General features: G+C 64.0%; 25 protein-coding genes. 19 read left to right on the forward strand and 6 right to left on the reverse strand.

Annotation, left to right across the window (positions count from 1 at the left end; all coding sequences use genetic code 11):
* Positions 1-17 precede the first annotated feature (17 nt).
* Complete coding sequence (locus AC4CS3_RS18225; protein ID WP_490784610.1) at positions 18-743, reverse strand: TetR/AcrR family transcriptional regulator; 726 nt, start codon at positions 741-743, stop codon at positions 18-20.
* A gap of 157 nt (positions 744-900) precedes the next feature.
* Here AC4CS3_RS18225 and AC4CS3_RS18230 point away from each other — a divergent pair, with 157 nt between their 5' ends.
* Positions 901-1,836 (forward strand): NAD-dependent epimerase/dehydratase family protein, encoded by a 936-nt coding sequence (locus AC4CS3_RS18230; protein ID WP_490784665.1) that lies wholly within the window; start codon positions 901-903, stop codon positions 1,834-1,836.
* Here the strand turns inward: AC4CS3_RS18230 and AC4CS3_RS18235 are convergent.
* Positions 1,812-3,989 carry an MMPL family transporter gene (locus AC4CS3_RS18235; protein WP_490784666.1) on the reverse strand — a complete coding sequence of 726 codons (2,178 nt, stop codon included), beginning with the start codon at positions 3,987-3,989 and terminating at the stop codon, positions 1,812-1,814. The genes AC4CS3_RS18230 and AC4CS3_RS18235 overlap by 25 nt on opposite strands.
* A 105-nt stretch (positions 3,990-4,094) precedes the next feature.
* Here AC4CS3_RS18235 and AC4CS3_RS18240 point away from each other — a divergent pair, with 105 nt between their 5' ends.
* The 10 genes from AC4CS3_RS18240 (at position 4,095) to AC4CS3_RS18285 (ending at position 11,138) form a co-directional block, all read left to right on the forward strand.
* Positions 4,095-4,607 (forward strand): MarR family winged helix-turn-helix transcriptional regulator, encoded by a 513-nt coding sequence (locus AC4CS3_RS18240; RefSeq protein WP_490784611.1) that lies wholly within the window; start codon positions 4,095-4,097, stop codon positions 4,605-4,607.
* A gap of 72 nt (positions 4,608-4,679) precedes the next feature.
* Positions 4,680-5,342 carry a hypothetical protein gene (locus AC4CS3_RS18245; protein WP_490784612.1) on the forward strand — a complete coding sequence of 221 codons (663 nt, stop codon included), beginning with the start codon at positions 4,680-4,682 and terminating at the stop codon, positions 5,340-5,342.
* Positions 5,343-5,376: 34 nt separating this feature from the next.
* The gene (locus AC4CS3_RS18250) at positions 5,377-6,603 is read left to right on the forward strand and encodes a pyridoxal phosphate-dependent aminotransferase (protein WP_490784613.1); all 1,227 of its coding nucleotides are present in this window, start codon (positions 5,377-5,379) and stop codon (positions 6,601-6,603) included.
* 51 nt (positions 6,604-6,654) lie between these two features.
* The gene (locus AC4CS3_RS18255; protein WP_490784614.1) at positions 6,655-7,470 is read left to right on the forward strand and encodes a methyltransferase domain-containing protein; all 816 of its coding nucleotides are present in this window, start codon (positions 6,655-6,657) and stop codon (positions 7,468-7,470) included.
* Positions 7,471-7,584: 114 nt separating this feature from the next.
* The gene (locus AC4CS3_RS18260; protein ID WP_345448446.1) at positions 7,585-7,944 is read left to right on the forward strand and encodes a YciI family protein; all 360 of its coding nucleotides are present in this window, start codon (positions 7,585-7,587) and stop codon (positions 7,942-7,944) included.
* Between the two features lie 3 nt (positions 7,945-7,947).
* Positions 7,948-9,201, forward strand: coding sequence for an RNA polymerase sigma factor (locus AC4CS3_RS18265; protein WP_490784615.1), 1,254 nt, complete (start codon positions 7,948-7,950; stop codon positions 9,199-9,201).
* A gap of 48 nt (positions 9,202-9,249) precedes the next feature.
* Positions 9,250-9,711, forward strand: coding sequence for a hypothetical protein (locus tag AC4CS3_RS18270; protein WP_490784616.1), 462 nt, complete (start codon positions 9,250-9,252; stop codon positions 9,709-9,711).
* 82 nt (positions 9,712-9,793) lie between these two features.
* Positions 9,794-10,018 (forward strand): type II toxin-antitoxin system Phd/YefM family antitoxin, encoded by a 225-nt coding sequence (locus tag AC4CS3_RS18275; RefSeq protein ID WP_490784617.1) that lies wholly within the window; start codon positions 9,794-9,796, stop codon positions 10,016-10,018.
* Entirely contained in the window at positions 10,015-10,407 is a 393-nt protein-coding gene (locus tag AC4CS3_RS18280) for a type II toxin-antitoxin system VapC family toxin (protein ID WP_234751014.1), read from the forward strand. The genes AC4CS3_RS18275 and AC4CS3_RS18280 overlap by 4 nt, the downstream gene beginning before the upstream one ends.
* Positions 10,408-10,514: 107 nt before the next feature.
* On the forward strand, positions 10,515-11,138 hold the full coding sequence (locus AC4CS3_RS18285; protein WP_490784618.1) for a LysE family transporter: 624 nt from the start codon (positions 10,515-10,517) through the stop codon (positions 11,136-11,138).
* A gap of 53 nt (positions 11,139-11,191) precedes the next feature.
* Here AC4CS3_RS18285 and AC4CS3_RS18290 read toward each other — a convergent pair whose 3' ends face one another.
* Positions 11,192-12,775 carry an HNH endonuclease gene (locus AC4CS3_RS18290; protein ID WP_490784619.1) on the reverse strand — a complete coding sequence of 528 codons (1,584 nt, stop codon included), beginning with the start codon at positions 12,773-12,775 and terminating at the stop codon, positions 11,192-11,194.
* A gap of 135 nt (positions 12,776-12,910) precedes the next feature.
* Entirely contained in the window at positions 12,911-13,888 is a 978-nt protein-coding gene (locus AC4CS3_RS18295) for a LacI family DNA-binding transcriptional regulator (protein ID WP_490784667.1), read from the reverse strand.
* A 222-nt stretch (positions 13,889-14,110) separates the two neighbouring features.
* On the opposite strand from AC4CS3_RS18295, the gene uriH reads away from it, so the two are divergent.
* The 5 genes from uriH (at position 14,111) to pabB (ending at position 20,249) form a co-directional block, all read left to right on the forward strand.
* Positions 14,111-15,145: a uridine-preferring nucleoside hydrolase UriH gene (uriH, locus tag AC4CS3_RS18300; RefSeq protein WP_490784620.1), complete on the forward strand. Its 1,035-nt coding sequence runs from the start codon at positions 14,111-14,113 to the stop codon at positions 15,143-15,145.
* A complete protein-coding gene (gene uriT / locus AC4CS3_RS18305; protein ID WP_490784621.1) occupies positions 15,146-16,573 on the forward strand; it encodes a uridine transporter UriT in 1,428 nt (475 codons plus the stop codon).
* Entirely contained in the window at positions 16,570-17,514 is a 945-nt protein-coding gene (locus AC4CS3_RS18310) for a ribokinase (RefSeq protein ID WP_490784622.1), read from the forward strand. Before uriT ends, AC4CS3_RS18310 begins: the two co-directional genes overlap by 4 nt.
* 105 nt (positions 17,515-17,619) lie before the next feature.
* The gene (locus AC4CS3_RS18315) at positions 17,620-18,180 is read left to right on the forward strand and encodes a low molecular weight protein-tyrosine-phosphatase (RefSeq protein WP_490784623.1); all 561 of its coding nucleotides are present in this window, start codon (positions 17,620-17,622) and stop codon (positions 18,178-18,180) included.
* Positions 18,177-20,249, forward strand: coding sequence for an aminodeoxychorismate synthase component I (gene pabB, locus AC4CS3_RS18320; protein ID WP_490784624.1), 2,073 nt, complete (start codon positions 18,177-18,179; stop codon positions 20,247-20,249). Before AC4CS3_RS18315 ends, pabB begins: the two co-directional genes overlap by 4 nt.
* A 3-nt stretch (positions 20,250-20,252) precedes the next feature.
* Here pabB and AC4CS3_RS18325 read toward each other — a convergent pair whose 3' ends face one another.
* A complete protein-coding gene (locus tag AC4CS3_RS18325) occupies positions 20,253-21,833 on the reverse strand; it encodes an NCS1 family nucleobase:cation symporter-1 (RefSeq protein WP_490784625.1) in 1,581 nt (526 codons plus the stop codon).
* Positions 21,834-21,970: 137 nt separating this feature from the next.
* Between AC4CS3_RS18325 and AC4CS3_RS18330 the strand changes: the two genes are divergently transcribed.
* Together AC4CS3_RS18330 and AC4CS3_RS18335 are read left to right on the forward strand one after the other, a co-directional pair.
* Positions 21,971-22,435: a DUF8821 family protein gene (locus AC4CS3_RS18330; RefSeq protein WP_490784626.1), complete on the forward strand. Its 465-nt coding sequence runs from the start codon at positions 21,971-21,973 to the stop codon at positions 22,433-22,435.
* Between the two features lie 194 nt (positions 22,436-22,629).
* Positions 22,630-23,334, forward strand: coding sequence for a hypothetical protein (locus AC4CS3_RS18335; protein WP_490784627.1), 705 nt, complete (start codon positions 22,630-22,632; stop codon positions 23,332-23,334).
* Between the two features lie 21 nt (positions 23,335-23,355).
* Here AC4CS3_RS18335 and AC4CS3_RS18340 read toward each other — a convergent pair whose 3' ends face one another.
* Entirely contained in the window at positions 23,356-24,453 is a 1,098-nt protein-coding gene (locus AC4CS3_RS18340; protein WP_490784628.1) for an FAD-dependent oxidoreductase, read from the reverse strand.
* 112 nt (positions 24,454-24,565) lie between these two features.
* Between AC4CS3_RS18340 and AC4CS3_RS18345 the strand changes: the two genes are divergently transcribed.
* Positions 24,566-25,015: a MarR family winged helix-turn-helix transcriptional regulator gene (locus AC4CS3_RS18345; RefSeq protein WP_490784629.1), complete on the forward strand. Its 450-nt coding sequence runs from the start codon at positions 24,566-24,568 to the stop codon at positions 25,013-25,015.
* The last annotated feature ends 4 nt before the right edge of the window (positions 25,016-25,019 follow it).

The raw sequence follows: 25,019 nt of genomic DNA on the forward strand, positions 1-25,019 counted from the left end.
ACGGTTGCGGGGAGCGGCTACAGCCCCACGATCCCCTGCAGCACCTCGAGCTGGTGCTCAAACAACTCGTCGCGGGCCGGGAAGGTGTCGGCCCCGTATTGGCCGAACACCTCGAAGCTGACCGCCCCGAAAACCGACGTCCACACGAGCACGCCCCTGGCCAACGCGGGTTCGGGAACGGCCACTCCCAGTTCGGCCCGGATGGCCGCCAGGTCCGCGGCAAGGGCTGGAGGAACGACGACGGCGGCCGCCGCGTCGGCGGCCAGGGCACCTGCGCGGTACGCGGCGTCGAAGATCCCCACCATCCGGTAGATCACCCGCGTTCCGGGTTCCGTAGTGCGCTCGGCGGGCGCTTGGTATCCGGGGACCGGGCTGCCGAACAGGAGGGCATACCTTGCCGGCTCGCGCAGGGCCCACTGACGAACGGCCCGCCCGAGCGCCAGGAATCTGCCGCTGTAGTCGTCCTCGGGGAGGGCGTCTACGGCGGCATCCACCTCATCGCCCAGCTCGCCGTAAGCGTCAATCAGCAAGAGGGTCAAGAGTTCGTCGCGGCTCTCCACATACCGGTACACGGCGGAGGACACCACGCCAAGATCGCGCGCGACAGCCCTGAGGGACAAGCCCGCGGCGCCATGCAAGGCAAGGTGTTGGCGACCCAGCCGGATGATGTCCGCCACGGTCTGGGCCCGGGCCCGGTCGCGGGGCGTCGATTGTCTGGCCGCTGCGGCTAAGGGATGTTCCATCCATCCAGCATGCCACAAAAGAGAGCACTGGAAACAAATGTGAGCAGTGCTCTTGACATGGAACTCGAAAGGGCTCATCCTGACTTCAGAGAGCACTGCTCTCGAATTAGATTTCAGCCCAAGAACTAAATCCCCCAAGCAGAAAGTGAGCAACACCATGTACGTCGTCACAGGAGCAGGCCCCGTGGGATGGACCATCGCCGAGCAACTCGCGGACCGCGGCGAAAACGTGCGCATCCTGACGCGCTCAGGCAGCGGACCGGACCACCCGCTGGTCGAAAGGCTCCGCGTCGATGTTTCGGACCCGGCCAAGTTGGCGCAAGCCTTCGACGGCGCCACGGCCGTCTTCCACTGCATCCACGGTTCTGTCTACCGGGCCAAAGCCTGGGCGGCCGAGCTTCCCGGAGCAGAGCAAGTGGTGATGGACGCCGCTGCGGCGGCAGGCGCCGTCGTCGTCTTCCCTGAGAGCCTTTACTCCTACAGCGAGCCGGACAAGACCATCACCGAAAGCAGCCCCCGCGAAGCGACCGGCGGCAAGCGCGGCATCCGCTCGGCCCTGTTGAAGGCCCGGCAAGCCCACCCGGCGAATACCGTCAGCGTGGTGGCGGGCGATTTCTTCGGGCCACGAGCCCGCATGGCGCACGCCGGCGAGCGCATGGTCCCCCTCGTCCTCAAGGGCAAGACGGTCCAGGTTCTCGGAAGCGCCGATCAGCCGCACTCTTTCACGTACGTCCCGGATCTTGCGGGAGCCATGATCGCCGCGGCCCATAAGCCCGAACTCTGGAACTCGGTATTGCACGCTCCCACGGGACCGGCAATGACGATGCGGGAAATTGCGGGAAACTTCGCACGCTCGGCCGGCATGCCCGAACCGAAGCTGAGCGTGGTCCCAGACTGGCTGCTCCGGACCCTCGGCCTGTTTTCAACCGACATGCGGGAGCTGGCCGAAATGTTGTACCAGTTCGAGCGTCCATTCGTCATGGACTCCACAGCGAGCCAGGCCAAGCTCGGGCTGGAACCGACGCCGCTTGCGGACGCGATGGCGGCGACCGTGGCCTGGTGGCGGGATCAGGAAGCCGTGGCTGCCCGCTGATTCTCCTTCGACGCCGGATCGCGTGCCAGGCGTCCCGGCCACCAGATCCGCCCGCCAATGTCGTAAGCCAAGGCAGGCACCAACAGCGAGCGCACGATCGTGGTGTCGAGCAGCACTCCGAACGCCACAATAAAAGAGATCTGCGCAAGGAAGAGGATCGGGATGACCCCAAGGGCAGCAAAAGTGGCGGCAAGAACGACGCCCGCCGAGGTAATCACCCCGCCAGTTGCACCGAGGCCCTTCAAGATACCGGCGCGGGTTCCGTCGAGCCTCCACTCTTCCCGGACGCGGGTCATGAGGAAGATGTTGTAGTCGACGCCGAGGGCCACGAGGAATACAAAACCGAAAAGCGGAACCGAGGCATCCGCTCCGGGGAATCCAAACACATGGTTGAACACCCAGGCCGACACGCCCAACGCCGCCGCATAGGACAGCACTACGGTGCCGATCAGCAACAGTGGCGCCAAAACGGACCGCAGCAATGCCATGAGCACCAACAGGATGACCGCCAAGACGATCGGGATGATGCGCCACAAATCAGACTGTGCGCTGGCATTGGTGTCCACGGCAGTGGCGGTGGTTCCTCCCACCAGGGTCCCGGGGGCCTTGTCATGAAGCTTCAGCCGGAGCGTGGCGATGGTCTGCTCGGCCTTCGCCGAATCGGCCTCGGAGGACAGGGTGGCGTTGATCAGCACCCGGCCGTCCCGCACCAAGGGGACAGTGTCCATCGCGGTTTCCGCCAGCGGGCGGACGCCGGAATCCGGTTGAGCGGCAACCACGGATGCATCCGAGATGCCTTCCTGGGCTTTGACCCCGGCAAGTACCGCGGCCGCCGCCTTTTCGTCGGCCACAACCACCACCGGGCTTCCCGCACCGGCGGGATAGTGCCGGCCCAATGCCACTTGGCCGTCTACTGCCTCGGATTTGCTTAGGATGAGCGCCGACTGTGGAACACCGCTGGCCTGGAGTTGCAACAGGCCCGCGGCGCAGACCACTAAAACGGCAGCTGCGCCCAGCCATACTGCCCTGGGCCGCCTGGCTATGATGCTTGCCAGAAGCCTCCAGCCCCGGGGAATGCCGGAGTTGGCTGGGACTTTCCTCGGGGTACGCGGCCAAAATGCGGACCTGCCGAGCAAGCCAAGCGCAGCAGGAAGCAGTGTCAGGCTGGCCAACATTGAAAAGCCGATTCCGATTGCGCCGATGGGCCCCAGTCCGCGGTTTGAATTCAGTTCCGAGAAGAGCAGGCAAAGCAGCGCCAAGGCGACAGTTGTCCCCGATGCCAGGATCGCCTCAAAGCTGCCCTTGTATGCGCGTCCCACAGCCGACCATTTGTTCGTCATGTGGCCCAAGGCCTCACGGTATCGGGCCACAAAGAGGAGGGCGTAGTCAGTGGCTGAGCCGACCACCAGGATGGACAGGATCCCTTGGCTTTGTCCCGTCAATTGGATTGCGCCCGCCTTCGCCAAGGCAAAGACCACCAGAATGGAACCGCAAAGCGCGAAAACGGCAGTAAGGAGCACCACAAAGGGCAGCACCACGGATCGGTAGACGGCTAGCAGGATGACCAAGACGGCACCGAGTGCCGCGAAAAGCAGTATCCCGTCGATGCCCCCAAAAGCGCTGACCAGATCGGCGAGGAAGCCCGCCGGTCCCGTCACGTAGGTGGTTGTTCCAGCGGGAAGTGCCGCCCCGGCCGCAATATCCGTCGCCTTCGCACGAAGCGATTGGATGCTCCCTTTGATACCGCTTCCTTCCTCTACCGGGACGATGAACTGCGCCGCCTTGCCATCCGCGGACGGAATCGGCCCAACCGTCGACGTCGAGTGGCTGACCCCGTCGGCGGCAGACAGTTGGGTGCCGAGGGATGCCAATCCGGCCAGTTGAACGGGTGAAAGCTTCTCAGGAGACTCGATCAACACCACCGCGGGAACACTGCCGCTGGAAGTGAACCTGCTTTGCCATTCACGGGCTTCGGTGGATTCGGCGCTCGCAGGCAGGAAGGACGCCTGGTCGTTGCTGGACACCTCGCTGAGCTTTCCAAAGGTAGGGCCGCCAATGCCGCCAACCACCATCCACGCCACGAGCGATAGCACCGCCCCCGCCAGCCACAACCTCGAACTGCTGCGTCGACCGACTCGAGGCCCCTTGTCCATCATGCCCGTACCTTTCGTAATTACTTCCATGATGAAATATATCTACCATGGAGATAATTGGTCAATGGCACCCCGGTGGGATAATTTGAGGCTGAAGGAGGCCTCATGGATGACAATCAGCACGTCCGGTCCGCGGCTGTACTCCTCGGGCTACTCCAGCAGTTCACGGTCGAAACGGAGCGGTATGTGGAGGCCATCAGCAACCGCCACCACCTCCATCGAACGGACCTGAACGCATTGGCTGCCATGGTGGCTGCCGCGCGGGAGGGCAAGACCATGACTCCCGGGGCGCTCAGGGCGGCACTCAACCTGAGTTCGCCGGCAACAACCGCACTTGTGGACCGGCTCGACCGGGCAGGCCACTTGGAGCGCCGCCGCAGTGAGAAGGACCGCCGCCAGGTTCATCTGGAGATGACCGATTCCGCGCGCGCCACCGGCAGCGAATTGTTTTCTCCCCTGGCGGGCGCCATCGCCCCGGTAATCGACGCGCTTTCGCCGGAAGAACTCCACATAGTCATGACCTTCATGCAGGGCGTCATCGAGGCAACCATGACGGCCCGCAACGATGTAGAGCCCACCAGTGAGCCATCGAATGGAGCTATCCCTGAACCCCGGTGACTCGTGGACCAGTGCGGGAGTAACGTAGAGCACAACGGCTAGCTGGACCACTTTGTGGACTGGAGTGTCACCGTGGGTGTTGTGCGATCATCGCTGACCGAGCTCCTCGGGATACTTTCCGACGCCGTCTCGCCTGTGCGCGTCCGCTTCGATGACGGTTCTGAACCACCCACAGGTCAATCCACCGACGCTCCTGTCACGGTCCATGCGGTCGCCATGAACAGGGTGGGCCGTTCCCGGCGGGAGGGGCCGCTGCTGGACCTTGAGCTCAAGGTGGCCGTGGAATGCCATGGTCCCACGCAACTGGACAACATGGAGAAGCTCCTGGTCGCGATCGAGCAAAACACCCAATACTCCGTGGTCTCCAGTGGTGAATTCCAGCCCGACGAATACGACTCCGGCATCCGCCAAGGCCTCGGTTTCCTCGTCCGCGTCCCGATTGGCATAAGCCTCAACGAGCCTTCCGGGCCTCCGGCCGCTGAACCCCTGATTGCCGCCACCACCGTGGACCGCCTCATCCACGGCAGGTTGGTCGACGTCCACAACAAAGGCATCCCTGAGGCGTATATCCGCCCGCATTCCTCCGCATCGGCCGTCGTGAGCGATCCCACCGGCCATTTCGAGGTCCTGACCTCGGCGGACGATCTCCAGCACTTTGTCGTGGCAGTCCGCGGCACCGAACGTGAAGTCTCAGCCAATACGAGCAGCCTGCCTGTCATCATCCGATGGGAATAAGGGAGAACAGGCGCCGGACATGAAATGATCAACCATGCGTCCGATGCAGCACTCCAGCAAACTACAGAACGTCCGTTATGAACTCCGTGGGCCCATCCTCCAAGCGGCCAAGACCATGGAGGCAGAAGGACACCGCATCCTCAAGATGAATCTTGGCGACACCGCACCGTTCGGACTGGAAGCTCCGGAGTCGGTCGTGGTGGACATGATCCACCACCTTCGCGGAGCCCAAGGGTACAGCGATTCCAAAGGCATCTTCACTGCGCGGACAGCGATTTCGCAGTACTACCAGACCAAGAACCTGATGAATATCGGCGTCGAGGATATCTTCATCGGCAACGGCGTCAGCGAACTGATTTCCATGACGCTGCAGGCCTTCCTGGAAAACGGCGATGAAGTCCTCATCCCCGCGCCGGATTATCCGCTGTGGACGGCAACAGTGACCCTCACTGGCGGCACTCCGGTGCACTATCTTTGCGACGAGGGCCGGAATTGGTGGCCGGACATGTCCGACGTCGAAGCCAAAATCACCAAGCGCACCAAGGCCATCGTCATCATCAATCCGAACAACCCCACGGGCGCGGTGTACCCCCGCCACATCCTGGAGCAGTTCGCGGCCCTGGCCCGCAAGCATGATCTTGTCCTCTTCTCGGACGAGATCTACGAGAAGATCCGTTACGAGGACGCCCAGCACATCCACACGGCATCCGTGGCAGACGACATCTGCGTCCTGACCTTCAGCGGCCTTTCCAAGGCTTACCGTATGCCCGGCTACCGGGCCGGCTGGGTCGCTGTGACCGGCCCGCACGCGGCAACCGCTGAGTACCGTGAGGCGCTGGAGCTGCTGGCGTCCCTGCGGTTGTGCTCCAACGTTCCGGCGCAGCACGCCATCCAGACCTGCCTCGGCGGCTACCAGAGCATCGAGGAACTCATCAGGCCAGGTGGCCGGCTCCGCGAACAACGGGACCTGGCCTTGAAGCTCCTGACTGCGATCCCCGGCGTGAGCTGCGTTCCCGCAGCCGGGGCAATGTACTTGTTCCCGCGGCTGGACCCTGACGTCTACCCGATCGAAAGTGACGAGAAATTCGTCCTCGACCTCCTGCAGGACCAGAAGATCCTTGTCTCCCACGGCTCGGCCTTCAACTGGCCAAACCCGGACCATTTCCGCTTCGTCATCCTGCCATCCGTCCGCGAGATCGAAGAGGCCGTGCGCAGGATCGCCACGTTCCTGGCGGCATATCGGAACCGGCCCCAGGAGTAAGGCCACGCCAAGTTCCGCCCGCTTTGCGCTCCATCGGGGTAGCGTTTCCCTATGAACGAGCAGAAGCCTGAAGACGTCTACACACACGGCCACCACGAGTCCGTCGTACGCGCCCACGCCTCCCGCACAGCCGAGAACTCTGCCGCGTTTGTCATCCCGCACCTCACCGCCGGGACATCAGTGCTCGACGTCGGATGCGGGCCCGGGAGCATCACTTGCGACTTCGCGGAGCTGGTGGCTCCCGCGAAGGTCGTCGGGCTCGACCGTTCCGCCGACATCGTGGCCCAGGCTGCCTCTCTCGCGGCCGAACGTGGCGTGGAAAACGTGGAATTCATGACCGGCAACATCTACGATCTGGACTTCGAGGACGAGACCTTCGACCTCGTCCACGCCCACCAGGTCCTGCAGCACTTGACCGACCCCGTTGCCGCGCTGCGCGAGATGCGGCGCGTGGCCAAGCCCGGCGCCATCGTGGCAGTGCGCGACGCCGATTTCCACGGCATGAGCTGGTACCCGGAGGTGCGCGAGCTCGACGATTGGATGGAGCTCTACCAGAAGATCGCCCGACGGAACGGTGCAGAACCCGACGCCGGACGGCGGCTCGTGTCCTGGGCACAGCAGGCGGGCTTCACCGACGTCGCGCCCTCCAGCAGCAACTGGCTCTACGCCACCGCGCAGCAGCGCCGCTGGCAGTCGCGGGTGTGGAGCGAGCGCGTCCTGCACTCCGCTTTTGCCGAGCAGGCCCTGGAATACGGGCTGGCCAACGAGGCTGACCTGGCCAGGATCGCCGCCGGTTGGCACCGTTGGGGCTCCACGGATGATGGCTACTTCCTGATCCCGAACGGGGAAGTCATCGCGCGGGCGTAGCCGGCCGCCAAAAGTTTCTTGGGATTTTCCATCAACCCATGTCGAAAACCGTCCCGTAGTTCCGACCCATGAACGAAAGCGCCCACACGGAGCGCCCCTGATAAGGAGTTCGAGATGAAGTACATGATCATGATGTTTGGTTCCGCCGAGGGCATGATGGAGGCTGCGGATCCCGAATGGATCAGGGAAATGATCGGGTTCATGATCCAGATCGACAAGGATCTCAGCGATTCAGGCGAGATGGTGTTCAACGCCGGACTGGCCGACCCCGGCACTGCCAAGCTGGTCAAGCAGACGGACAGCGGGGTCATCACCACCGATGGACCTTTCGCCGAAGCCAAGGAATCCCTCATCGGCTACTGGGTGGTGGACGTCGCCAGCGAGGAACGGGCAGTGGAAATCTGCTCCAGCATCGTGAAGTACGCACCGGTTGTGGAGCTGCGCCGCGTCCAGGACGCGCCGCCAGAGGTCTAGCGCTTGGCCGAGCCTTCCGGGGAATCCACGGTGGAGGACCTGCTGCGCACGCTTGCGCCGCAGGTCCTAGGCGTGCTCGTCCGCAGGCACGGCCAATTTGCCGAGTGCGAGGATGCCGTCCAGGAAGCCCTGCTCGAGGCAGCATTGCAATGGCCGGACTCCGGCGTCCCGGACAACCCCAGATCCTGGCTACTCACGGTCGCCACACGGCGGTTGGTGGACTACTGGCGCAGCGAAAGTGCCCGGCAGGCACGCGAACAACGCGCGGCGGCCCTGGAACCGCCGCCTCGCGAGTCGCCTTCCTCGGCCAGTGACGCGGAAGGGTTCGCAGAAGACACCCTCACCATCCTCTTCCTTTGCTGCCACCCCGCCCTCTCAGCACCCTCGCAGCTGGCACTGACATTGCGGGCCATCGGAGGGCTCACGACGGCGGAAATCGCCAGCGCGTTCTTTGTCCCGGAAGCCACCATGGGCCAGAGGATCAGCCGGGCCAAGCAGAACATCAAGAAGGCCGGAGCCCATTTCGAGCTCCCGGAACCGGGCGAGCGAAAGGCGCGGCTCGGCGTCGTACTCCACGTCCTGTACCTGATCTTCAACGAGGGCTACGCGGCAAGTTCCGGCCCCTCCATGCAGCGCGAAGACCTCACCGCCGAGGCCATCCGCCTTGCACGGCTCCTGCGGGGACTGCTCCCGGGCGAGCTCGAAGTAGGCGGGCTGCTGGCCCTCCTGCTCCTTACAGATGCGCGACGCCGGGCGAGGTCCCTCCCGGACGGGATGCTGGTGCCGCTAGCCGAGCAGGATCGCCGGCTGTGGGACACGACGCAGATCGCCGAGGGCCTTGAACTCTTGTCGGCCGTGCTGGGGGCTGGGCGTCCGGGACCCTACCAGCTGCAGGCCGCGATCGCGGCGGTCCATGCCGAGGCGGCCTCCGCTGGGCAGACCGACTGGCCGCAGATCCTGGCGTTGTACACGGTCCTCGAAGCCATGGCCCCGAGCCCGGTGGTGGCACTGAACCGGGCAGTTGCCGTGGCAATGGTTGAAGGGCCGCAGGTGGCCCTTCAACTGCTGGATGGGCTTGATGTCGAGTTGAAAAGTTGGCACAGGCTCGACGCCGTTCGCGGGCACTTGCTCGAAATGTCCGGTGACCTTGCGGGCGCCCGGGACTGCTTTCTCGCCGCGGCAAGGAAAACGGGGAGCCTGCAGGAGCGGCAGTATCTCCTGGTGAAGGCGGCCAAGCTGGGGCAGTTGTCCACATAGGCAAAGTGGTCTCTGTTTGTGCTCCTCGGCCGCGAATAGCCTCAAACCATGATCATTCAAGCAGGCTTTGACCTCCAGATTCTCGCCCGTCCGCTCATCGACCAAGAAGAAAAGCTCTACCCAAGGCTCGTGGTGATCGGCCTCGACGCCGAGATGCAGCTGGAAAGCATCCGGGTTGTCACAGAGTCCTTCGAAGGCAGCTTGAATCCGTTCCAGGACGCCATCCTGGAACATCTGGATCTCGAGGGTTCCAAGTATTTTGCGATCGTGCACGCCGGGATCTGGGCCGAGAACGACTATTACGATGAGCAGCCAATCCTCCAGGAAGCGAAGAAACTCAAGGGTATTGCCGAGGAGCGCGGGCTTCACATGATCGGCCATTTTGGCATCGACGAGACCGGATACATGTCCAATGGCCCGCACTCTTATTTCGACCAATATTTACTTGGCGACGATCTCCCGGAGACGATGCTTCACTGGGTGCATTCGAGGTTTGGCAAGTGCGCCTGAGCTTCGGCGAGCGGGGGCCACGAGCATCCAACGCGCCACTGAGCCTTACGCCGTACGGGTTGACCATCTAGACTTGGTCAACATGGCGCAGTACAACGTCCAGGAAGCAAAGACCCGCCTCTCTGAACTTCTCCATAGGGTTGAACGGGGCGAAGAAGTGATTATCGCCAAGGCCGGCACGCCCGTCGCACGAATAGTTCGTATCGAGCACCCTCGGAAGCGCGAGTTGGGCTTTCTGGGTCAGATCGATCTTCCTGACAACCTGTTCGACCCTCTGACGGAGCAAGAACTGGCGGAGTGGGAATGACTGCGTTTCTCTTGGATTCCAACGCGTTGGTGCTCGCCATGACCAGGCCAGAACAATTGTCCAGCACGGCCAGGTCGATCATCGAAGATCTCGAAAATCGAACTTTTGCCTCAGCTGCCTCGGCCTACGAACTGGCTTACAAGTACTCACGCGGTCGCCTCGCTGCATTGGATCCGATCATGACTGGTTACCGTCAGCACGTAAAACGTGTGGTCACCGAGGAATTGAGCCTTACCGCGGAGCATGCCCTGGCTGCGGCATCGTTTGACTGGCCGCACAGGGACCCTTTCGATCGGATGATTGCTGCGCAGGCCGCCGTCGAAGGCTTGACGCTTGTGACGTCCGATCGGGCGCTCCAGGAATTCCGGCTCGTCAGCACGATCTGGTAGCCGCGCACGGGAGGAACCGCGCATCGAGTAGCGGCACCTCTTGGTAGTCCAGGGCGCCGCGCATCAGCGCGTCCGGGCTGTGAGTCCCGCGGGCATAAGCTGGATTGGTGCAAATTTCGCTTTGGCTGGCCCTGGTAGGCGCCGGCACCCTGATCAGTTTCACTCCCGGCGCAGGCGCCATCTCCACTATGAGCAACTCGCTCAACTCCGGATTCCGCCGCTCCATCTGGGGAATCCTGGGCCAACAGGCGGCACTGATCATCCATATCCTGATCGTGGCTCTCGGGGTAGGTGTTCTGGTCTCGAGCTCACCCGTGGTTTTCAACGTCATCCGCTACACGGGGGCGGCATATCTGGTGTACATGGGCATCCGGCAGTTCCTGCACCGGCCGGACCTGGACAAGGAAAAAGTGGAGGCCCGGCGGAACGAGCCAGCGTGGTCCATGTTCCAGCGAGGCGTTTGGGTCAACTTGCTCAACCCTAAGGCGATCGTTTTCTTCCTGGCCTTCATGCCGCAATTCATCCGTCCCGAGCAGCCCCTGATTCCGCAGTATCTGGTCCTCAGCAGCACGATCGTCTTCATCGACATCTGCGTGATGTGGTTCTTCTTCGCTTTGGCAGCCCGGTCATTCCAACGGTTCACGCACAACGAGCCCGGGCAAAAGGTCCTGAACCGCACTTTCGGCGTGCTGTTCATGTCTGTGGGCGTTCTACTCGCCGTCATCCACTAGGGCACCCAAGCTCAGATAGCAGCGGCGATCCTAGGATGTCCACGTCTAAGAACCTAGGCGGCGTGCAGCCTAGTACCGGGTTCGATGGCGCGGCCATATCTAAGGGCTTTGGCTTGTGCTCGGAGCCTGCGTCGGTGACGTCCGGATTGGGATGCCCCCGCCAGTTGGGCGCCGGACAAGTCAATGCCGGGTTCGTCGGTGGCTTTCGGGTGGGTGCCTGGCAAGGGCGGGGCCGTTGATCGGTAGTGGTGTCCGGTGGGGGTGCGGATGTCGAGGACGTGCCGTGCCCCGGGGCGTGTTGTTGCTGTTTCGGTTCGTGCTGTCCAGCCGTTGAGTTCTTTGGTGTGGTTGCAGGCTTCGCACAGGCCCGCGCCGTTGGCCAGGCTCGTTGTGCCACCGTCGTGCCAGGGGATGATGTGGTCGAAGTGCCTGATGGGCGCGTCGCAGTAGGCTGTCCGGCAGGTGTCGTCGCGGGCCTGGATGAAGCGCCGCATGCCCGCCGGGAAGAACCGTGCCCTCGAATCGACGCCGACGAGGTCTCCGGTCCCGGGGGCGGTGAAGAGCCGCCGGATCCAGACCTTCAGGTCCTGGTCTTGGCCGGGTTGGCCGGGTTGGGCGGGTTGGCCGGGTTGGCAGGGATCGGCTGGGCCCTTGTTCCCGGCGAGTAGTGTCGTGGCCCAGCCGGCGGGGACGATGCCGTAGCCGGGCAGGCGTGCCGGCTCGCTGTCGCCCTGGAAGAGGGTGCGGTCGGTCATGACGAGCTGGACCTCCACCCCGCTGATCCCTGCGGGGGTCCCGGTGGTGCGTTCGACGAGGGTGTCGGCCATGATCTGGCCCCGGGACCGGGTCTCCCCTCCGGCGCGGAGGGTGTCGGCGTGCCGGGTCAGGGCCGCGTGCACGGCCACGCCCTGCGCAACGGGAAGCAGGGCGGTCAGGTAGGTCATGGTGTCCGGCGCCGGGCGCAGGCTCACATGCCGTTCGGCCGCCGCGTGGCTGGCGCGTTGCGTGACCGAACGCGGGTCCCGCCGGTAGGCCGCGTTCCTGGCCGCCGCGATGATGGCCTTGTCCCCGGCGCCGTCGAAGGTTCCCGTGTCGGCGGTGAGTTCCTCGTCCACGGCGCAGCGGTCCTCGGCGGACAGGCAGGCTGTTTCCTTCACCAGCAGCGTCGCCCGCCATTCGCACAGCCGCCCGGTGTCCAGGGCGGCGAGGGTGTGCGGCATTTCGGTCACGAGGGCTTTCGCGAGGCCGTGGAGCCGGGATCCGCGGGCCGGGGACTCCCGCCGGGCAAGGGCGATTTGTGCTCCGACGCCGCGTCCCTGCTCGTCGGCCGGAACACCCGCCGCCGCGTCGGCGCTGCGCTGTGCGGCATCGAACACGACGGCGATCCTCGCCTGCGCGGCCGCGGCCGCGGACTTCAGATCCTCAAGACCACGCAACTGGTCTATCAACTCGGCGCGGTCGGCCAGTTCGGTGCCGCCGGCCAGTTCAAACGGAGCGGTCGGGCGAAGAGACTTCACTGCGTCGATCAGGTCCTGCACCCGGACGCACGGGACAGCAACACCGGGCACAGCCTCCGGACCCGCCCCGCCCGAAGCCGCGCTTGATCCGATCAGCTGTGTTCGCCGGTTCCCCGCCATGCCCAAAGCATTCCAGAGGGGTACGACATTTTTAGCTCGCGGAAACCCTCCCGCACAAAATCCCCGAAAATCAGCGGAACTTTCCAGCAAGAATCGCCGACAGTTCGATGGACCTCACCAAACCAGCCCTGCCTCCTACGCCGTGGATCCGCGCACCACCAACGAGCTCTCCAGCGTCAGTTGCGGCTGTTCCAGCTCACGCCCCTCCATCAGCCCCCGGAGTTGTTCGCCAGCCTTGAGTCCCAACGGAGTGGCCGGCAAATGCACACTGGTCAGGCTCGGGTTGCTCGTCGCAGAATACGGCAGGTCATCGAAGCCGGCAACGGCGAGTTCCTCCGGAATCCGGACGCCAGCCACGCGGGCTTCCTGCAACACACCGTAGGCGTGGGTGTCCGTTCCGCAAACGACGGCGGTGACCCCGGCGCGCTGCCAGTCCGGCCACGCGGCGGCGAAGGCAGCCGCGGCAGCGCCGACGTCGATGGTGGTACTGATGATGTGCGCGTCGGCAACGGAAATACCGCAGGAATTGGCTTCATCCAAGAACGCCGCCCGGCGCACCTCGAACGTGGCCGTGCCCGTCACACTGTCCACGTAGGCAACTCGCTTGTGCCCGGATGCCGCAAGATGCGCGGCCAATTCACGGGCGCCATGGGCTACATCGAGGTTCACGGACGGAGCGTAGGCTTCGAGGCCCGGCGCATCGAGAAGGACCAGCGGCCCGGCAACGGACAGATCCTCCAGGAAGCTTGCGTTGGGCGCATCCACCAGCAGGCCGGCAGGGCGAAGGGCCAGGAGCTTTCGGACGTCCTCCGCACGGGGGAACTCACCGGCGTCAGTCACCGAGAGCAGCAACTGGTACTCGGAACCGAGCGATTCCCGGACTCCGGCGATGACTTTGGCGAAAAAGGGGTTGGAGATGTCCGGCGCAACTAGGATCACAATCGAGCTCACGCCCTTCGCCAAAGAACTGCCGATGCCATCCACCACGTAGCCGAGTTCGGCGATAGCCTCGCGGACCCGCGAAATGTTGTCTTCGGACACCCTGCCCTGGGTTTTGCCATTGGCAACCAGGGATACCGTCGCAGTCGAGACCCCTGCCAAGGAGGCCACCATCGCCGCGGTGACGCGCTGCGTACGGCTTGAGGCCCGATGCACTGGTTCCACGGATTCCATACAACGATCGTAGCGGGAATCAGCCCCTTCCCACGCCGCAAGGCATCAAGCGCTTGACGCGCCAAACGTTAAGCGTTTGACGTGACACGCAAACCAGTGCCAGAATTCCTCTGAATGCTTTAGCACCCTGCCTCGGCAGGCCCCAATGACGTGGAGATGAACATGGACCCCAACACCATGACCCGTGAACGCAAGAAGATCATCCTGGATTGTGATCCCGGGCATGACGACGCAGTGGCCCTGCTGCTGGCCCACGGCAACCCGGACATCGAACTGCTCGCCGTCACCACGGTGGTCGGCAACCAGACCCTCGAAAAGGTCACCCGCAACGCCCTTTCGGTGGGAACCATCGCAGGCATCACAGGCGTTCCCTTTGCCGCCGGCTGCGACCGTCCGCTGGTCCGCTCCATCGAAACCGCGCCGGACATCCACGGCGAAACCGGAATGGACGGCCCCGAACAGCCCCAGTCCACCATCGAGCTGGACCCGCGCCACGCCGTCGACCTCATCATCGAAACGATCATGGCGCACGAGCCGGGCACCGTTACCCTCGTCCCCACAGCGGGACTCACAAACATCGCCATGGCCGCCCGCAAGGAGCCGCGCATCGTTGAGCGCGTCAAGGAAGTCGTCCTCATGGGCGGCGGCTACCACGTTGGCAATTGGAGCGCCGTGGCGGAATTCAACATCATCATCGACCCCGAGGCCGCACACATCGTCTTTAACGAAAAGTGGCCCGTGGTGATGGTCGGTTTGGACCTCACGCACCAGGCGCTGGCCACTCCCGACGTCGTCGGGAAGATCGCCGCCGTGGGCACCAAGCCGGCCAAGTTCGTCATGGAACTGATGGAGTTCTTCACCAAAACCTACAAGGATGCACAGGGCTTCGACTATCCCCCGGTGCACGATCCCTGCGCCGTGGCCTACGTCATCGACCCCACCGTGATGACTACCCGCAAAGTCCCCGTTGACATCGAACTGCAGGGCAAGCTCACCCTTGGCATGACCGTGGCAGATTTCCGCGCCCCCGCGCCGGCCGACTGCCACACCTCCGTCGCCGTTGACCTTGACCACGAGAAGTTCTGGAACCTCGTCACCGACGCGATCATCCGCATCGGGGAGCCCGACGCCGGCGCTCCCGCCACCATTAGCGGCGACGCCGTCGTCGCCAGCAGGATCGCAGGAGAGGCCAAGTAAATGACCACCCTCATCAACGAAACCAAGACAAGCCGCGGCAACGTCGCGGCCCTCATGATCGCCCTGCTGGCAGCCTGCGTAGCCTTCCAGCTCAACGCGTCCATGCTCAGCCCGGCCCTGGTCACCATGGGAAACGAGCTCCACACGGACCAGGCGGTCATCGGCCTCTCCCAGACCTGGTTCTTCACGGCAGCAGCTTTGTTCTCGCTCTTCCTGCCGCGCCTGAGCGACATCGTCGGCCGCAAGAAGATCCTCCTCGGCATGATGCTGCTGATGGCCGTCGGCTCGGTCATCGCAGCCATGGCGCCCGACGTTACATGGCTCTTCGTGGGCCGCATCGTCCAGGGCGTCAGTGGCCCCACCGTGCCGCTGTGCCTCATCATGCTGCGCTCCGCGGTCAACAACCCGCGCAAGTACGGAGCCCTGATGGGCCTCATCACGGCAGTCAACGGTGGCGTTGCGGGCGTCGACTCCTTCGTGGGCGGTTACTTCGCCGAGCACTTCGGCTTCCGGAGCATCTTCTGGCTCATGGTTGGCCTCGCCATCGTGGCCACGGCTTTGGTCGCCATCCTTGCCGGCGAGAGCAAGCCTGCCGCAGGCACCAGCATGGACTGGCTGGGCGTGTTCTTCATTGTCATCGCGGTGGGCGCACTCCTGACGGCCCTCAACGAAGGCTCCAAGCTGGTCGGCGCCTTCTCTTCCGGAACGCTGATGCTGGCCATCGGGCTGATTGTGGTCGCTGCTGCCGCCTTCGCCGCGTTCTGGACAGTGGAGAAGCGCTCCAAGGAGCCGATGGTGGAAACGATCCACCTTCGCCAGCGTTCCACCTGGGCGCCGCTGCTGACCACCACCCTCGCCATGACCGGCATCTTCGCAGTCATCAACGGCATCGTCCCGGCCTACGTCCAGGCCGCGGCACCGGGATTCGGGGTTGGCCCCACCGAGATGTCGCTCATGATCCTCACCCCGTACGCCCTGCTCGGCTGGGTATTCGGACCAATCAGCGGCCGGCTCGCACCCGTACTCGGGTACACCAAAGTCCTGCGCATCGGCATGCTGGGCAGCATCGCGGCCCTGGCCATCATCGCGTTCTTCGGACTCAGCAGCCTGCCCCTCATGATCGTCGGAACGGCCTTGCTCGGCATCATGTACGCCGGTACGGTCAACATCATGCTCAACGGACTCGGAGTTGTCCTCTCCCCCGCCGGAAACCCCGGCTTCCTGCCCGGCATGAACGCCGGAGCCTTCAACCTCGGCGCTGGCCTGAGTTTCCTGGTGTTGCCTGCGGTCCTTGTGGCGACCTCGGCGCTCGGCGACGCCAAGGCCTCGTACCTGACGGTCGTCGTCGTAGGCCTGGCCATCACGGTTGCCGCCTTCGCAGCGTCGCTGCTCATCCCCAAGCCCCTCGAAGCAGAGGTTGAAAAGTGAACCGCAGGATCGTCGTCGTCGGGTCCCTGAACGCGGACCTGACCATCTATTGCGAGCGGCTCCCGCTCCCGGGTGAAACAGTCCACGGCAACGGTTTCGCGGTCAATCCCGGCGGCAAGAGCGCCAACCAGGCCGTCGCGGCGAGCAAGCTGGGCGGCACGGTGAGCCTGATCGGCGCAGTCGGAAACGACTCCAACGGTGACATGCTCCTCGCCTCCACCGAAGGGGCCGGCGTGGACGTTTCGCGCGTCCGCCGTTCCGCGGATGTGGCCACCGGCGTCGCGGTTATCGCGGTAGACGCCAATGGTGAGAACAACATCATCATTTCGGCCGGTGCCAACGGAACGCTCGCCCCGGCGGACGTGTCAGCGGACGCCTTCGACGACGCCGCAGTGCTCTGCCTCTGCCTGGAGGTCAGCCTCGAGACTGTCGAGGCAGCAGCCAAAACAGCGCACGACGCCGGCGCAACCGTTCTGTTGAACCTCTCGCCGTACGCCGAGATCCCGCAAAGCCTGGCCGCCTTGAGCGATGTACTGCTGGTGAACGCCCATGAAGCGTCCATGTTCCTGGGCGACGCCGAAATGCCGCACCCGGGGGCGCATGCAAGCGCCTGGGAGCCGGTCCGAAGCCAGTTCGCCGAGCGCGGGTTGCAACGGGTATTGGTTACCCTCGGCTCCCACGGCTCGGTGGTGTTGGATTCACTCGCCGCATCCGGGGAACAGATCTCCCGGATCGCACCTACCAAGGTCAATGCGGTGGATACGACCGGTGCAGGGGACGCCTTCACCGGTGCCGTCGCTGCCCGCCTCGCCGCGGGCGAAACCTTGGCGGAAGCCGCGGCGTTCGCTTCGGTGGCCGCAGCGCTCGCCACCACCAAGAAGGGCACCCAGGCCGCCTACCCCGGCGCCGAGGAAGTCCTGGAGCACTTGCGGATTTCCTGAGCCGCAGCCCGCGCTTCTACGCCTCCACCAGCGACTTTACAAATCCCGTAATCTCCTTTCCTTTTTGACTAGCCAAGACAGGGTGGCATCCCCCATGCTTGCTCCATGTACTCAGCGTCGAGCCCATACCGCATCATCACCGTATGCACGGGAAACATCTGCCGCTCACCCATGGCGCAACTGATGTTGACTGAAGCGTTCGACGCCGGAGGGCTGGGTGAAGCTGTTGTTGTGGACTCCGCGGGAACTACGTCCTACGAGGCCGGGCACCCCATCGATCCACGCGCAGCCCGGGTCCTTTCGGCACATCGCATCCGTTCCGAGAGTCACATTGCCAGGATCTGGCGCCCGGAGTGGTTCCGGGAGCGGGACCTGATCTTAGCCCTCGACGTGGATCACTATGGCTGGCTGCACGAGGCCGCCCCGGATTCGGAAACACTCGCCAAGATCCGGATGCTGCGCAGTTTCGACCCGTCTGTAACGGGCCGGAGCACCTTGGACCTGGGCATCGAGGATCCCTGGTATGGGGGCCACCACGACTTCGACGTCACCTGGGACCTCATTCGCGCGGCCCTCCCTGGCATCGTCACGCACACGCGGGAAACCCTTGCCGCCAGGCAGCACACGCAGCAGCACGACCCGCAGCAGGTACGCTCTATTTCATGACCCCAGCACCCGTGATCATCGCCATCGATGGCCGGTCCGGCGCGGGAAAGACTACTCTCGCCGTCGAACTCGCCGCCCGCCTCCGCATGCATCACAAGGTGTCGTTGTTCCATCTTGAGGACATCTATCCAGGCTGGAACGGCCTTGCCTCGGGCGTCGAGCGGTACGTCACCACGGTCCTGGCACCGCTGCGGCACGGCGACGCCGCCGAGTGGGTCAGTTGGGACTGGGAGAAACACTACGACGGCCGCAGCCATGTGACGCTGCCTGCCGAAATAGTCATCGTCGAGGGCGTCGGTGCCGCCGCGAGTGCGGCCCGGCCCATGCTGGACGCCGTGGTCTGGGTAGACGCTCCCGACGACGACCGCCGGCACCGTGCGATGGCCCGGGACGGCAGCAGCTACGAACCGTTCTGGGACAGCTGGGCGGCGCAGGAGGACGAGTGGCTGGAGTCCGACGACGTCCTCGACCACATCGACGTCCGGGTGCTGAACCGGGCGGACGGCCAGGCCCCGGATGACGCCCTGCAGGCGCTGAACTACCTCCCTGCGCTCTCCCCTGTGCTGGCTCCCGAACTCTCGGCACGCCGCGGATTGCAGCTCAAGGCCGAACGGATCGATGCCACGCCCGACGCCGCTGCCCTGTTCCAAGCTCTCTACGCCCAGTCCGCCAACGCCGTCTGGCTCGATTCCTCCAATGCCGCCATTGCCGGCGACGCCGGGTCCTCCAACGCCGCCGAACGCAGCCGCTTCAGTATCCTTGCGGACGACGGCGGCGCTTTCGGCCAAGCTGTAACCCATAGATCCGGAAACACCCGCCTCAGCGCCGGATGCGCCACCGTGGAGACCACCGGTCCCTTCTTCCGCTGGCTGGACACCGTGTGGGGCCGCAAGGCCTTGCGGGCGCCGGAAGGCTACGACTGCGAATTCACGCTCGGCTGGTTGGGGTACCTCGGCTACGAATTGAAGCGGGAGACCGGTGGCAGCGACGTCCAAGCCGGCACCCCGGATGCGGCGTTGCTCTTCGCCGGCCGGGCCGTCGTGATCGACCACCGTGACGCTGCCGTCTGGCTGCTCGCCATCGATGCTCCCGACGCCGGCGAATGGCTTGGGATTGCGCGCGAGACCGTGCTGTCCGCGGCGTCGGCACCCCAAGCGGCCGGTTCGCCGAGGCACTCGGCCGGGGATCCCGCCGTCGGGAGTTCCGCAGTGGCGCTCGAGTTCTCCAGCCGCGACACCGAGGACGAATACAAAAGCAAAATCACTGAAGCCCAGCACCAGATCGCCGAGGGCAACACCTACGAGGTCTGCCTGACCACCACAGTGACGGCGCCGGATCCCGGGATGGACCCGTGGCAGAGTTACCTCGCGCTGCGCAAGCGCAACCCGGCGCCGTTCGCGAGCTACTTGAGGTTCGGCGAGCTGACGGTCGCGAGTACCTCGCCGGAACGCTTCCTGCGGATAACCTCCGACGGCGGCATGCGGGCCGAGCCGATCAAGGGCACCAGGGGCCGGGCCAACGATCCCGCCATCGACGAGGCGCTGCGGCGCGGCCTTGAATCCTCGCTCAAGGACCGTGCCGAGAACATCATGATCGTGGACTTGCTCCGCAACGACCTCAGCCACTTCGCCGTGCCGGGGTCAGTGACCGTCAGCCGGTTGTGCCAGGTGGAAAGCTATGCCACAGTGCACCAGATGGTGAGCACCATCGACGCCCGGCTGCGACCCGGAGCACCCCGGGCCGAAGCCGTGGCGGCCGCGTTCCCTGCCGGGTCCATGACAGGCGCCCCGAAGATCAGCACCATGGACATCCTTGACGGTTTGGAGTCCGGACCGCGCGGGGTCTACTCCGGCGCGATCGGGTATTTTTCGCTCAACTCGGCGACGGACCTCGCCGTCGTGATCCGGACTCTGGTGATGAGTCCCGACGGCGACGGCGGACGCACGCTCAGTCTCGGCGTCGGAGGTGCCATTACGGCGGATTCGACGCCCCAGGACGAATACGACGAAATCCGTACCAAGGCGTTCGGCGTGCTCTCCGCCCTCGGCGCGGAGTTTCCCACTACCTGAGAATCAGTCGTGCTCCTCCGTCCGGGCGCGGACTGTCCGGGGGTCGTTGCGGGTGATCGTGTAGTAGATCAGGCTGGCCAAGATTGCCCCCACGAACCAGGAATACGGGCCCAGCCCCGAGCCTCCCGGGAGGAAAGTCTGCAGTGACGGCACCAGGGCCAAAACACCTGCGACGACGGCAGCCGGCACCAATGCGGCGACGGCCTTGAGGTTCCAGCCCTTGGTGTAGAAATAGAGGCCTTTCTCGTCCTCGTGGTACAGGTCCGAGACCTTGCATCGTTGGTGCCTGATGCGGAAGAAGTCCGTGAAGATGACCCCGAACAGCGGACCAAGCAACGCGCCCAGGCCGCCCAGGAAGTACACGATCACCACGGGACTGCTGAAGAGGTTCCACGGCAGGATCACGATTGCGAGTACTGCACTGATGAGACCGCCCCGGCGGAAGTCGATCCGGTGCGGGGCCACGTTGGCCAGGTCGTAGGAGGCCGAGACGAAGTTGGCCACCACGTTGATGCCGATCGTTGCCACCACAAACGTGATGGCGGCGATGATGGTGATCCACGGATTCTTGATCGCCTGGACGATCGCCACGGGATCGGTGATCACCTTGAACATGTCCTGGCCGGCGTACTGCTCTGCGGTGAAGTAGGACGCCGCGCCGGCGGTGACCACCACTGTGACCAGGGCGAACGCGATGAAGTTCACGGGCAGGCCCCAGAAGTTGCCGCGGAGGATGGTCTTGCGGTCCGGTGCGAACCGCGAGAAATCGCAAAAGTTCAGGAGCAGCGCAGCGAAGTAGGTGACGGTCAGGGCGATGGCCGAGAAGAACTGGGTCAAGGCTGCCGGGCCGTCCAATGGGGCGACGCCGGGGATCGAAAGGCTGAACTTGTTGCCCGCTTGCGTCAGGATGTACACCGCGAGCGCGAACATGGCCACCCAAATGGCAGGACCGGCCCAGTCCTGGAACTTCCGGACGGTCTCCATACCGCGCCGGATGACCAGCAGCTGGACCGCCCAGAGGACCAGGAAAGCCGCCCAACCGAGCGGCGTCAGGCCAAGGATGCGTGGCACGTCCGGACCGTCGAGCGAAGTCAGCTGGGGCCACACGGAAAACAGCAGCACCAGCACGGCTTCCGAGGCGAGCCAAGTCTGGATGCCGTACCAAGCGATGGCGATGAGTGCCCGGATAAGGGCGGCCAAGTTGGCGCCGAAGAGGCCGAAGGACATCCGCGCCAGAACCGGATACGGTACTCCGGTTTTCTGGCCAGCCGTCCCGGCAAAGTTCATGAGGAAGTAGACCAGGGTGATGCCGAGGACCAAGGCCAGGAAGACTTGCCAGCCCACCAGGCCGGTGATGAAGAGACCGGCCGCGAAAGTGTAACCGGCGATGCTGTGGACGTCGCACATCCACAGGGCGAAGAGGCTGCGGACTCTCCAGTTGCGTTGCCGGGCCGGTGCGAGGTCCGCATTCCAGAGCCTGTCGCTGACCAATCGGCCCTCGGCCAGGATCCGGACTTTCTCAGGGTATTCGTCTCCCGGCTCGGGCGGTGCCTGCACAGCCGGGGACTCGTTTTTCCGCGCCATGATACCTCCGAAGAACGCTTCCAAACATGCTTGGACTTACAGAATCGCCCCATTGCTCCTGGATGGAAAGCCCCCTTGGGAGCGCTGAAACGCCGTCACGTTAGCATTGGTCCAACCATGTCTTACTAGGAGGGTGCATGCCGTACATCGTCGACTTCGAGAACGTTTCTACCGTTGGCCTGGAATCGTCTCCGGTTGCCGAGGCGCTTGCCGGGTTGCGCGCCAACGAGGGCCGCTACTACCGAAACAAATACGACCACGTCTTCACCGTGAGCCCAGCCAGCGAGGCTCCGGAGGTGGTCGAGCGGGTGAGCCGCATCCTGAAGGAGGAGCGCGACATCGTCATCAGCTCCCGCCCGCTGGAAGCAACTTCCTTCGACGTCGACGGTTTGCGGATGGCGTACGTCTTCTACGAGTCGGGACTGTCGATCAACGTCATGTACAGCATCGAGGCCGGCGGGAAGCGAGCGGTCGGATTCAAACTCGCCGACGGCATGGAGATCCCGGAAGAACTGGCGTCACGCTTCAAATTCGCTCGCCAGAAGTCGAAGCTGGCAGGCGTTATTCGCGGCTCTTTCTTCGTGATCAAAGGCGAGTACTGACCCTGTTCACGGCATCCAAGTAGACAACACTCTACTTAGGAAGCCTACTGATTATATACCGTGGCAACCATCTTATTCATTACTGCCCGGGATCGGTGCGGGGAAAGACCGGCCGGGCGGTTGAGGCAAGGCCGTGCCGGTTACCACCGGGAATGTCGTGCCGTCACAAAAATTGGGGTTCATAAATAAAAAAGGTGCTCGCACCGCTCGGGATTCTCTTTGCTGCCGTACTGGCGCTGACCGGTTGCGGGGGTCCCGCGAATCCGGGGAGCGCCGCCGCTTCCTCCTCGACACCAACTCCTACGCCAACACCTACGCTGAAGACGTATACAAACGAGGAACTTGCTTCGATCGTCGCGCAGTTGAAGGATGACCAAGGCAAGCCGTTGACCGTCGTACCCGCTGCGCAGATCGACCAGGGCATGAGCGCGGCGAAGCAGATGCTCGCGTCCGCCGTCATCACTCCCCCGGCATGCGCAGCCTTGGCGAACAACAGCGCGCAGGTCCCGGAGGGGGCGACGTATGCCGCTGGGCAGAGCATTTCCGCCGCGGATAAGTCCGTCACCGTGATCACTGCCCTGGCGGTGAAGGATCCCAGCGTGCTGACCGGTCAGACAAAGAAGGCCACTGATGCGCTGGCTCAGTGTTCGACCTTCACGATCGAGGTAGAGGGGCAGAAGGTCACGACCCAGACCCAGCCGTTGCCGCAAAAGACCAGCGGGGATCAGTCGACGGGAGCGTTGAGCACCCAGGTCCTGCCCTCCGGCCAGAAGGTGACCACACTGACCGTGACCGGCGTGAAAGGCAACCTCGGGGCCACGGCGATCAAGACCGGCGCCACTGTCACCGCCGGCTCCGCGGCGGAACTGGTCAAACTCGTCAACACCGTCCTCGGCTAGCAGCCGGCGTAAGCAGTCAACTCATGCGCCGAGGTTCAACATTTCGACATAGCGGTCGATCATCATGTGTTGACCCTTGATCTGGGAGATCAGCTCCGGGCTGGCGATCTCGCCGTCGGGCAGTTGGCCCGAACCGCCGGACGGCCCCAAGGGAAGGATGATGACCGGCTTCGACGGCGCGTAAGCGGAGAGTTCCGCCGAGCCCTCAATCTGGGCTTGGATGTTCTTGGCAACCACCACGGCCTCGCGTCCCGCGACGCCCGCTTTGTTCACGTCGATCGCCGAAATGTCGCCCAAGGCGTAGACGTTCTCGAAGCCCGCGACGCGGAGTTCGGGGGTGACGTCCAGGTAGCCCTCGGCAGTCCGTGCGGCCAGGAGGTCTCCCGCCACATAGTCCGTCTGCGGTGCTATTCCATAGCAGCGGAACCAAATGTCCGCCTGGATGTCCGTACCGTCCGCGGTGTTCACGGTAAAGGTGGCGAATTCGCCCGCGGGAACGGGCGGCAACTGGACCAACGGATTCCCCAGGATCCGCCGTACGCCGAGTTCATCCAGCTGCCGGTTGACCTCAATCCGCAGCCGTGGATCGTACGGCCCTGGCAGGATGTCCGGCGCCACATCCACCATCACGATGTCCTTCTCCGGCCATGCCGCCGCGATCTCGCCCGCGAATTCAAGGCCTACTGCCCCGGCGCCCAGCAGCATCACCCTATCGGCGCGTTTAAGGTCGTTATGTGCTGCTTGGTAGCGGGCGATGGCGTCAGTGGTGACCATTCGATCGCTCTTGGCCGGGAAGGGGTAACTGGAACCACTTGCCAGCACAATGTAGTCCGGCGCCAGGCTGGCACCCGAAGCCAACTCGACGGCGTGCCCGTCCACCCGGACAGCGCGGTCCCGGAGTACCTTGCCGTGTACCAGCAGGCGGTCATAGGGAAGGAACATCCGCGGCAGGAAATCGGTTTGGACCACCGATCGGAGGGCAGCAATGTTGTGTACGAAAGCGTCCTTGGGCTCCACCAAGGTAACCGTCGCGTGTTCGTCCAGGGCCTTGGCTACGGAGATCCCGCCGTAGCCTCCACCGATAACCACCACAGTGGCGTGCGGAGCCTGATCATTCATGGCAACTCCTTAGGTAGAAAGCTCACGCTGCTCGGCTCGTGCCGCTCAGATCGTTTATGAAGGACAACGATTGTGAATGATCAATAATTTCCTCAGTGATAAGATTTTGCTGATGAGTTCTTCGGCAGCGGGAAAGCAACTGGGGTTTCTCTTGGCGCGCCACGGGCGCATCATGAATACCCGCCTCCGCCAAGCGCTCGACTCCTCCGGGCTCAGCCCAAGGCATGCCGTGTTGCTGTGCCAGCTTGAGGAGTCCGGGCCGCTCAGTCAACAGGGCCTGATCGATGTTCTCTCCATCGACGCGAGCGGACTGGTGGCGGTCCTGAACGACCTTGAACGCGAAGGGCTGGCGGAACGTCGCCGCGATCCCGCGGACCGTCGTCGTCATATCGTTGAAATCACCGCGGCAGGCAAACTCGCGGTGGCGTCCATTGAAGGTGCGGTGGCCGACGTCGAGCAAGAGGCCTTTGCGGGGTTCTCGGCCGATGAGCTCCAGCAACTCCATGGGTTGCTGTCGAGGATCCATGCCGAACCTGCGGACGAGGCCTGCGCCGAGGACTGAGCCC

Source organism: Arthrobacter sp. SE2 (genome assembly GCF_058244265.1).